Below are 9211 nucleotides of genomic sequence, written 5' to 3'. Positions count from 1 at the left end.
CCCCCCCCCCCCCCCCCCCCCCCCACAACGCCCTCTCGTCCTGGCGATCAGTGCTTGCTGCCACCGGCACAGGTCGGTGAAGCCGGTGCTGCGTCGATCTGCGACCACTCCTCGGGGGTGTAGGTGTGCAGTGCCAACGCATGGAATTCGCCCATCAGTTCGCCCAATGTGCCGTAGACCTTCTGATGACGCTTGACGCGATTGAGCCCTTCGAACTGCCGGCTGACGACCACCGCCTTGAAGTGGGTCTGCTGGCCACGGCTGTGCATGTGGCTTTCGTCCAGCACTTGCAGGTGCTCGGGCTGCAAGAGCCCGAGGGTCGACTCGATGCGTTGTTGCATGCTCATACCGGGGCTCCGCTTACGGCTTTTTCTTGGCTGGCGCAGGCGCCGCGGCTTTAGGCTCGAGCTCTGCGGTCATGTCCGACAGCAGCTTGTTGACCACCGGTACCGCGCTTTCGAGCTTGGCCTGGGTCAGTTGGGCCGACTGCTGGGTCAGCTGAGGCATTTTTTCGAGGACTTTCTTGCCCAATGGCGACTGGTAGAAAGCCACCAGGTCCTTGAGCTCCGACTCGCTGAAGTTGCTGGTGTAGAGCTTGACCATGTCCGGCTTGAGCTTGTCCCAGCCGATGGCCTTGTCCAGCGCGGCGTTGGCCTTGGCCTGATAGGTTTCCAGAGTGGCCTTTTTCGATTCCGGGGCCTTGGTCTGTTCAAAGCGCTGGGCAAACATCTGCTGAACTTGCATGTACACCGGGGTGCCCAGTTTGTCAGCGTGCGCCAGGGTCAGGAAGGCTTCGGCGCTGGCGTTGTGGCTGGCGGTATCGGCGAAAACAGGGCCGCTGGCACACACCAGAGCAACTGCTGTACAGATGGCACGAAGACGGGTCATCGAGTTTCCTTTCATTACAGGCGAGGTAGAACCCCAAGGGCGACCATTCTGCGCCTAAAAAACGCCGCGCCTCAACCCCGTTGCTTTCGGGGTCCGATTGACGGGACAAACTCGCCGCGCCTAGATTGAAGAATGATCGAAGGAACCGGCGCTGCCTATCCGGGCCTAAACTGCGCATTCAGCCCTACAGGAGAGTTTGACCCTATGAGCCGTATCGAAACCGACAGCCTTGGCCCGGTGGAAGTCCCGGACGACGCCTACTGGGGCGCACAGACCCAGCGCTCGATGATCAACTTCGCCATTGGCAACGAACGCATGCCGCTGTCGGTGCTGCATGCCCTGGCCCTGATCAAGAAGGCTGCCGCGCGGGTCAACGACCGCAATGGCGACCTGCCCGCCGACATCGCCCGCCTCATTGAACAGGCCGCCGATGAAGTGTTGGCCGGCCAGCATGACGATCAGTTCCCGCTGGTGGTCTGGCAAACGGGCAGCGGCACGCAGAGCAACATGAACGTCAACGAAGTGATCGCCGGGCGCGCCAATGAGCTGGCCGGCAACCCGCGTGGCGGCAAGAGCCCGGTGCACCCCAACGACCACGTCAACCGCTCCCAGAGCTCCAACGACTGCTTCCCTACCGCCATGCACATCGCCGCCGTCCAGGCCGTCCACCAGCAATTGCTGCCGGCCGTTGCGGAGCTGTCCGGCGGGCTGGCGGAACTGGCGGCGCGCCACATGAAGCTGGTCAAGACCGGCCGCACCCACATGATGGACGCCACGCCGATCACCTTCGGCCAGGAACTGTCGGCCTTCATTGCCCAGCTCGATTACGCCGAACGGGCCCTGCGCGGCGCATTGCCGGCGGTCTGCGAACTGGCCCAGGGCGGCACGGCAGTGGGCACCGGGCTCAACTCGCCCCATGGTTTCGGCGAAGCGATTGCCGCCGAACTCGCGGCACTGTCTGGCCTGCCCTTCGTGACCGCACCGAACAAGTTCGCGGCGCTGGCGGGCCATGAGCCCCTGACCACACTCTCGGGTGCCCTGAAAACCCTGGCGGTGACCTTGATGAAGATCGCCAACGACCTGCGCCTGCTGGGTTCCGGGCCACGGGCCGGGTTCGCCGAGGTGAAGCTGCCGGCCAACGAACCGGGCAGCTCCATCATGCCCGGCAAGGTCAACCCGACTCAGTGCGAAGCCCTGTCGATGCTGGCCTGCCAGGTCCTGGGCAACGACGTGACCATCGGCATGGCCGCCAGTCAGGGGCACTTGCAGCTGAACGTATTCAAACCGGTGATCATCCACAACCTGCTGCAATCGATCCGCCTGCTGGCCGATGGCTGCAGCAACTTCCAGCAGCACTGCATCGCCGGGCTCGAACCGGACGCCGAGCAGATGGCCGCGCACCTGGAGCGAGGGTTGATGCTGGTGACCGCGCTAAACCCGCACATCGGCTACGACAAGTCTGCGGAAATCGCCAAGAAAGCCTATGCCGAAGGCTTGACCCTGCGCGAAGCGGCATTGCAGCTGGGGTACCTGACCGATGAAGAATTCGATGCCTGGGTAAGGCCGGAGAATATGTTGGAAGCCGGTAGCCAGGGCTGAGTACTTTGTGGGCTGAGGGTCCGCTATCGCGAGCAAGCCCGCTCCCACAGGCGGCTAACGCCCCACCGCCAAGCGCTCGCGCCGGGCCCTGAGGCCGGCGATCAGCGACGGCCCCAGTGCCACCAGCGCCGAGCCCAGCACCACCAGTACCGCCCCACCATACGCCAACAGGTTGATCTGTTCGGCGTGCACGTACTCGGGCCACCACCAGGCGGCGATCGCGACCGCGGCGAAGGTCACCAGCGGCGTAATCGCCAGGGTCGCGCTGACCCGCGAAGCCTCCCAATGGGCCAGGGCTTCGGCAAACGCACCATAGGCAATCAAGGTATTGAGGCAGCAGGCCAAGAGCAGCCAACCTTGCAACGGGCTCAGCTGCAACGCCTCCAATGGGTGCACCCAGGGCGTGAGCAGCAAGGCGCAGAACAGGTAGATCACCATCATCACCTGCAACGAATTCCACACCGTCAGGAGTTGTTTCTGGCCCAGGGCATAGAACGTCCAGACCGTCGAGGCCAGCAACACCAGCAGGACCCCGGCGGTGTAGTCGCTCAGGGACGTCAGTAACTCGACCAGGCGCTGGTTGAAGAACAGCGCAAAACCGATCAGCAGCACCGCAAGACCAATGCCCTGCCCGACGCTGAAACGCTCCTTGAACACAAACAGGCTGGCGACCAGCAACATGATCGGGCCCATCTGCACCACCAGTTGCGCCGTGCCAGGGCTCAAGCGGTTCAGGCCCATCAGATACAGCACGTAGTTGCCCACCAGCCCCAGCACCGCCATCGCCACCAGCCAGCCACCGCGCGGACCCAACACCTTGCGGCTGGGCAAGCGCCGGGTAGACGCCAGATAGATGAACAGCAAGCCACCGGACACCAGCAGCCGAAACCAGGTCACGGTGACCGGATCCATCACTTGCAGTACCTGCTTGAGCTTGATCGGCAGGATTCCCCAGAGCAACGCGGTCAACAAGGCGAGGAACAGGCCATAGACCCAGCGGCCGGACGATTTGTGCATGCAACCCTCGAAGCTCAAGATGTGTGCGCCGATTCTAACCCGACGCCACGACGACGTTTGCATATTGCGTTGACGGGATGGGCCAGGCCGCGCCGTCGATCGGCTCGACAGGCGGAAATCGAGAACTGCACATAAGCTCATCTGGGAACGAACTCGCAACCCCTTTGGAGAAACACCATGCTTGGCAAACGCGCCCAGGATCCGACCCCTACGACCATTTTTCGCAGCGACCGGATCTGCCGGGTAAACGGCGAGTTCTACTTCAATACCCGCGAAGGCACCCAGGAGGGGCCGTATCCCACCCGGGAGGCAGCGGAACAGGGAATCGCGGTGTATATCACGCGGATGATGCAACTGGCGCAAGTCGCCAGCTAAGCACCGTAAAGGCTCCCACAGCACTCTTTATGGTGAGGGTGCTTGCTGTGGGAGCAAGGCTTGCTCGCGATCGGCAATACTCGGTTAGCCTGAAAAGTCTCTGCGCCTGCATCGCGGGCAAGCCTTGCTCCCACAGCAAGCTCCCTCGCCACAAGAGCCTCTGACTTGCCAGATTCGGAGCTACCTCACCGCCTCGAACAACCCCGTCGCCCCCATCCCACCGCCCACGCACATGGTCACGATGCCATAGCGCAGGTTGCGCCGTTGCAGCTCGCGCACCAGATGGCCGACTTGCCGCGAGCCGGTCATGCCGAACGGATGGCCGATGGAAATCGAGCCGCCGTTGACGTTGTATTTTTCCGGGTCGATTTCCAGTCGATTACGGCTGTACAGGCACTGGGAGGCGAACGCCTCGTTGAGTTCCCACAGGTCGATGTCGGCGATCTGCAAGCCTTTGGCCTTGAGCAATTTGGGCACCGAAAACACCGGGCCGATGCCCATTTCATCCGGTTCGCACCCCGCCACCGTAAAACCACGGAAAAACGCCTTGGGCTTGAGCCCCAGCGCCAGGGCTTTTTCCAGGCTCATCACCAAGGTCATGGAGGCGCCATCGGACAACTGCGACGAGTTGCCCGCCGTCACCGAACCGTCTTCGGCGAACACCGGTTTGAGACCCGCCAGGCTTTCATAGGTGGTGTCCGGACGGTTGCAGTCGTCGCGATCGACCACCCCCTCGACCACCTGCACCGCACCGGTGTTTTTATCCTCAATCTTGTATTTCACTGTCATCGGGATGATTTCGTCCGCAAACAGTCCGGCCGTCTGGGCCCGGGCAGTGCGTTGCTGGCTGTACAAGGCGTAGCGGTCCTGCTCCTCGCGGCTGACCTGATAACGGCGGGCGACGATCTCGGCCGTCTGGCCCATGGGGAAATAAATCCCCGGTACCTGCTCTTGGAGCAACGGGTTGATCAGATGGTCGGTGTTGACGCTTTTCATCGTCAGGCTGATGGATTCCACGCCGCCGGCGACGATGATGTCGCTGCAACCGGACGCGATCTGGTTGGCCGCGATGGCAATCGCTTGCAGGCCCGAGGAGCAGAAACGGTTGAGGGTCATGCCGGCGGTGTCGGTGCCCAGTTGCGAGAGCACCGCCACGTTGCGGCCGATGTTGTAGCCCTGGGCACCTTCGTTGGAACCGGCGCCGACGATGCAATCTTCGACGCTGGCCGGGTTGACGTCGTTGCGCGCCAACAACGCATTGACACAGTGCGCCGCCATGTCGTCCGGACGGGTCATGTTGAACTTGCCGCGAAAGGACTTGGCCAGGCCGGTTCGTACGCTGTCGACGATCACCACTTCACGCATGGCAGTTACCTCATTGTTGGAGTCGGTTGTGAGTGAATCGAGCATAGATCCACGGCATAACCGACTGCGACAATCATTCACCCTGCGTATGCGCTCTCATTGCCCTAGCGTTTCTTTTTCCGGGCCTGTTTTTCGGCCCGTTCGAAAGCCGCTTCCAACGCCTGGTTGAGGGTACGCAGCACCTTGACCCGCGCCCAGCGCTTGTCGTTGGCTTCCACCAGGGTCCACGGGGAAATCTCCGTACTGGTGCGGTCGACCATGTCGCACACCGCGGCCCGATAAGCGTCCCACTTGTCGCGGTTGCGCCAGTCGTCCTCGGTGATCTTGAAGCGCTTGAACGGGATTTCCTCACGCTCCTGGAAGCGCTCCAGTTGGGTTTCCTTGTCGATGGCCAGCCAGAACTTGACCACCACCACGCCGGCGTCGGCGAGCTGCTCTTCGAAGTCGTTGATCTCGCCATAGGCCCGCAACCAATCGGCCTGGCTGCAAAACCCTTCGACCCGCTCCACCAGCACCCGGCCGTACCAGGAACGGTCGAACATGGTGAATTTGCCGCGTGCCGGAATATGCCGCCAGAACCGCCACATATAGGGGTGGGCACGCTCTTCCTCGGTGGGCGCGGCAATCGGCACGATGCCGTATTGGCGTGGGTCAAGGGCCGCAGCGACCCGCCGGATCGCTCCCCCCTTGCCCGCCGCATCGTTACCTTCGAACACCGCCACCAGGGCATGCCGGCGCATGCGCTTGTCGCGCAACAAACCGGCGAACCGCGCCTGCTCGGTGATCAGCTGTTCTTCGTAATCGGCCTTTTCCAGGCGTTGGCTCATGTCCAGGCTGTCGATCAGCGTGATCTGCCCGTCCAGCACCGGCAACGGCGCCACGCTGACCTTGTCCGGCTTGACCTGGGATCGGCCGAGGGCCTGGCGCATCCCCTCCAGCAGGATCCGGCCGACCGTCAGGCTGCGATAGCAAGCGTCCATGCCCTCGATCACATGCCACGGCGCGTAATCGCGACTGGTGCGGCGCAACACCCGCTCGCCGTATTTGACGAACTTGTCGTAGGTTTGCGATTGCTGCCAGTCCAACGGGCTGATACGCCAGCTGTGCAGCGGGTCATCCTTGAGCCCCTTGAGCCGGGCCTTCATCTGTTTCTTGGACAGGTGGAACCAGAACTTGAAGATCAGCGCGCCTTCGTCGCAGAGCATTTTTTCCAGGCGCTCGGCGCCATTGATCGCCTGGTCGAGCCGCGGATCCTTGATCTCGCCATGGACCCGGCCCTGCAGCATCTGGCTGTACCAGTTGCCGAAGAAAATCCCCATGCGGCCCTTGGCCGGCAACATCCGCCAATAGCGCCAGGCCGGAGGCCGCGCCAGTTCTTCGTCAGTCTGTTGGTCGAAGGTGCGGACCTCGATCAGCCTGGGGTCCATCCACTCGTTGAGCAATTTCACCGTCTCGCCCTTGCCCGCGCCCTCGATGCCGTTGATCAGCACGATGACCGGAAACCGGCCCTGCTGTTGTAACTCGAACTGCACTTCAAGCAGGGCCTCACGCAGGGCCGGCACCTCGGCCTCGAAGGTGTCTTTATCGATGACGTGACCGATTTCAGCGGATTCAAACATGGGCAGCTCCTTTCGGGGATGGGCCAAGACTAGCGGATTGGATAGCGCCCCGTGCAGCAGATTCCCTCCATAGGCACCCTCTCTTGCGTTGGATCAAGCAAGCCGATACCGATCGGCTAGGCTGTGTACGAAATTGTTTGAAACGCAGGTTAGGCAAGGCAAAAACCGGCGAGGAAGCGGAGTTGACTGGTTGTCAATGAGCATTCCGAGCCGGTTTTTAACGCCGCATAACCAAGTTTCAAGCGATTTCGTACATAGCCTAGAATGGCCGCCTTGATTTTGACCGAGCCTGCCATGACACCCATCCAGCACCACGCCCAACTCGACTGGGACGACCAGGGGCGCCCGCGCTCGCGCGCGTTCGACGACGTGTATTTTTCCGACCAGTCGGGGCTGGAAGAAACCCGCTACGTGTTCCTGGAACAGAACAACCTGGCCGAACGTTTTGCGGCGCTGGCCGACGGCGAACGACTGGTGATCGGCGAAACCGGTTTCGGCACCGGCCTGAATTTTCTCTGCGCCTGGCAACTGTTCGAACAGTGCGCGCCGGCCGGTGCCCGGTTGCATTTCGTCAGTGTCGAGAAATTCCCCTTGAGCCCGGAGGATCTGCGCCGGGCCCTGGCCTTGTGGCCGTCACTCAAGCAACAAGCCGACCCGCTGCTCGAACAGTACGTGGCGATTCACCAGGGCTTTCAGCGCCTGATACTGGCGGGTGGGCGGGTGACATTGACGCTGTTGATCGGCGATGCGCTGGAACAATTGCCGCAGCTGGACGCCCACATCGACGCCTGGTTCCTCGACGGTTTCGCGCCCGCGAAGAACCCCGAGATGTGGACCGCCGAGCTATTCGCCGAACTGGCGCGGCTGGCCGCACCCGGCGCGACCCTCAGCACCTTCACCAGCACCGGTTGGGTCCGGCGACTGCTGAATGCGGCGGGCTTCAAGATGAAGCGCACGCCGGGCATTGGCCACAAATGGGAAATCCTGCGCGGAGTGTTTCTCGGCTGGCCGGAGCAGGCACCGTCGCCGGCCCCGGCAAAACCCTGGTACGCCCGCCCCTTGCGCCCCACCGACGAACGCCGGGCACTGGTGATCGGCGGTGGCCTGGCCGGTTGCGCCAGCGCCGCAAGCCTGGCCGCCCGTGGCTGGCAAGTGACGCTGCTGGAGCGCCACGCCGGGTTGGCCGAGGAGGCCTCCGGCAACCCGCAGGGCGTGCTGTACCTCAAGCTGTCGGCCCACGGTACGGCGTTGTCGCAGATGATCCTCAGTGGTTTCGGCCATACCCGACGCTTGCTCGGACACCTGCAGCGCGGCGTAGACTGGGACGCCTGCGGGGTCTTGCAACTGGCGTTCAACAACAAGGAAGCCGAACGCCAGGCGCAACTGGCCGAGGCGTTTCCCGCCGATCTGCTGCACATTCTCGATCAGGCATCGGCGCAGGCCCGCGCAGGTATTGGCCTGGCCTGTGGTGGTCTGTTTTATCCCGAGGGCGGTTGGGTGCATCCCCCGGCGCTGTGTCGGTGGCAGGCCTCAAGCCCGACAATTGCCGTCCAGACCCACCATGAGGTGCTGACCTTGCGCCGCGTGGAAGGCCAATGGCAGGCGTGGGATGGCGAACGTTGCCTGGCCAGCGCGCCCGTGGCGATTCTCGCCAGCGCCGCCGAGATCAAGCGCTTCGACGCCGCCGCCGAATTGCCGCTCAAGCGCATTCGCGGGCAGATCACCCGACTGCCCCAGACCGTCCGCAGCCAGAGCCTGGCGACAGTGGTCTGCGCCGAAGGCTATGTGTCGCCGCCGCGATCGGGCGAACACACCCTGGGTGCCAGTTTCGATTTCAACAGCGACGACCTGGCCCCGACCGCCGCCGAGCACGCCGGCAACCTGCAGATGCTCGAAGAGATCTCCCTGGACCTGGTCGACCGCCTGGACGCCCGCGCCCTGGATCCGCAGCACCTCGAAGGCCGGGCGGCGTTCCGTTGCACCAGCCCGGATTACCTGCCGATTGTCGGCCCCTTGGCGGATCGCAACGCGTTTAACGAGGCCTACGCGGCCCTGGGCAAGGACGCCCGCCAGGTACCGGACACGCCCTGCCCCTGGCTCGAAGGCCTGTACATCAACAGCGGCCACGGTTCCCGTGGTCTGATCACCGCGCCCCTGTCGGGCGAACTGATCGCCGCCTGGCTGGAGAACGAACCCCTGCCGCTGCCCCGCGGCGTCGCCGAGGCCTGCCACCCGAACCGGTTTGCGTTGCGGGGACTGATTCGGGGCAAGGCGTGACACCGATCGATAGCCCACAGAGCTCTCCTGTTCTTCAATCATGGGCAAACCACCCGTCCCCTTCCGCCCGC

Annotated in this window: 8 protein-coding genes; 3 read left to right on the top strand and 5 right to left on the bottom strand. The window is 63.2% G+C overall.

Going from position 1 to position 9211, the window contains the following annotated elements:
- Positions 1–47: 47 nt before the first annotated feature.
- Positions 48–347 carry a BolA family protein gene (locus tag ACODSJ_RS13675; protein ID WP_489102229.1) on the bottom strand — a complete coding sequence of 100 codons (300 nt, stop codon included), beginning with the start codon at positions 345–347 and terminating at the stop codon, positions 48–50.
- A gap of 13 nt (positions 348–360) precedes the next feature.
- Positions 361–888, bottom strand: a complete 528-nt coding sequence (locus ACODSJ_RS13670) for a DUF2059 domain-containing protein (protein ID WP_489102228.1) — start codon at positions 886–888, stop codon at positions 361–363.
- Between the two features lie 204 nt (positions 889–1092).
- Here ACODSJ_RS13670 and ACODSJ_RS13665 point away from each other — a divergent pair, with 204 nt between their 5' ends.
- Positions 1093–2487, top strand: coding sequence for a class II fumarate hydratase (locus tag ACODSJ_RS13665; RefSeq protein ID WP_489102227.1), 1395 nt, complete (start codon positions 1093–1095; stop codon positions 2485–2487).
- A 54-nt stretch (positions 2488–2541) separates the two neighbouring features.
- Here ACODSJ_RS13665 and ACODSJ_RS13660 read toward each other — a convergent pair whose 3' ends face one another.
- Complete coding sequence (locus ACODSJ_RS13660) at positions 2542–3504, bottom strand: DMT family transporter (RefSeq protein WP_489102226.1); 963 nt, start codon at positions 3502–3504, stop codon at positions 2542–2544.
- Positions 3505–3681: 177 nt separating this feature from the next.
- Here ACODSJ_RS13660 and ACODSJ_RS13655 point away from each other — a divergent pair, with 177 nt between their 5' ends.
- Entirely contained in the window at positions 3682–3879 is a 198-nt protein-coding gene (locus tag ACODSJ_RS13655; RefSeq protein WP_489102225.1) for a DUF6316 family protein, read from the top strand.
- 180 nt (positions 3880–4059) lie between these two features.
- Here ACODSJ_RS13655 and ACODSJ_RS13650 read toward each other — a convergent pair whose 3' ends face one another.
- Both ACODSJ_RS13650 and pap read right to left on the bottom strand, forming a co-directional pair.
- On the bottom strand, positions 4060–5244 hold the full coding sequence (locus ACODSJ_RS13650) for a thiolase family protein (RefSeq protein ID WP_489102224.1): 1185 nt from the start codon (positions 5242–5244) through the stop codon (positions 4060–4062).
- 104 nt (positions 5245–5348) lie between these two features.
- Positions 5349–6863, bottom strand: a complete 1515-nt coding sequence (gene pap, locus ACODSJ_RS13645) for a polyphosphate:AMP phosphotransferase (protein WP_489102223.1) — start codon at positions 6861–6863, stop codon at positions 5349–5351.
- A 294-nt stretch (positions 6864–7157) separates the two neighbouring features.
- Between pap and mnmC the strand changes: the two genes are divergently transcribed.
- Entirely contained in the window at positions 7158–9140 is a 1983-nt protein-coding gene (mnmC, locus tag ACODSJ_RS13640; protein WP_489102222.1) for a bifunctional tRNA (5-methylaminomethyl-2-thiouridine)(34)-methyltransferase MnmC2/FAD-dependent 5-carboxymethylaminomethyl-2-thiouridine(34) oxidoreductase MnmC1, read from the top strand.
- Positions 9141–9211: the final 71 nt, after the last annotated feature.

The organism is Pseudomonas sp. FG6, from assembly GCF_057809015.1.
This window is presented reverse-complemented; position numbering and strand designations above follow the sequence as displayed.

Excerpts from the sequence above, each read along its gene's own strand:
- ACODSJ_RS13670 (WP_489102228.1), bottom strand. The coding sequence starts at position 888 with ATGACCCGTCTTCGTGCCATCTGTACAGCAGTTGCTCTGGTGTGTGCC.
- ACODSJ_RS13675 (WP_489102229.1), bottom strand. The coding sequence starts at position 347 with ATGAGCATGCAACAACGCATCGAGTCGACCCTCGGGCTCTTGCAGCCC.
- ACODSJ_RS13655 (WP_489102225.1), top strand. The coding sequence starts at position 3,682 with ATGCTTGGCAAACGCGCCCAGGATCCGACCCCTACGACCATTTTTCGC.
- ACODSJ_RS13665 (WP_489102227.1), top strand. The coding sequence starts at position 1,093 with ATGAGCCGTATCGAAACCGACAGCCTTGGCCCGGTGGAAGTCCCGGAC.
- ACODSJ_RS13660 (WP_489102226.1), bottom strand. The coding sequence starts at position 3,504 with ATGCACAAATCGTCCGGCCGCTGGGTCTATGGCCTGTTCCTCGCCTTG.
- ACODSJ_RS13650 (WP_489102224.1), bottom strand. The coding sequence starts at position 5,244 with ATGCGTGAAGTGGTGATCGTCGACAGCGTACGAACCGGCCTGGCCAAG.
- mnmC (WP_489102222.1), top strand. The coding sequence starts at position 7,158 with ATGACACCCATCCAGCACCACGCCCAACTCGACTGGGACGACCAGGGG.
- pap (WP_489102223.1), bottom strand. The coding sequence starts at position 6,863 with ATGTTTGAATCCGCTGAAATCGGTCACGTCATCGATAAAGACACCTTC.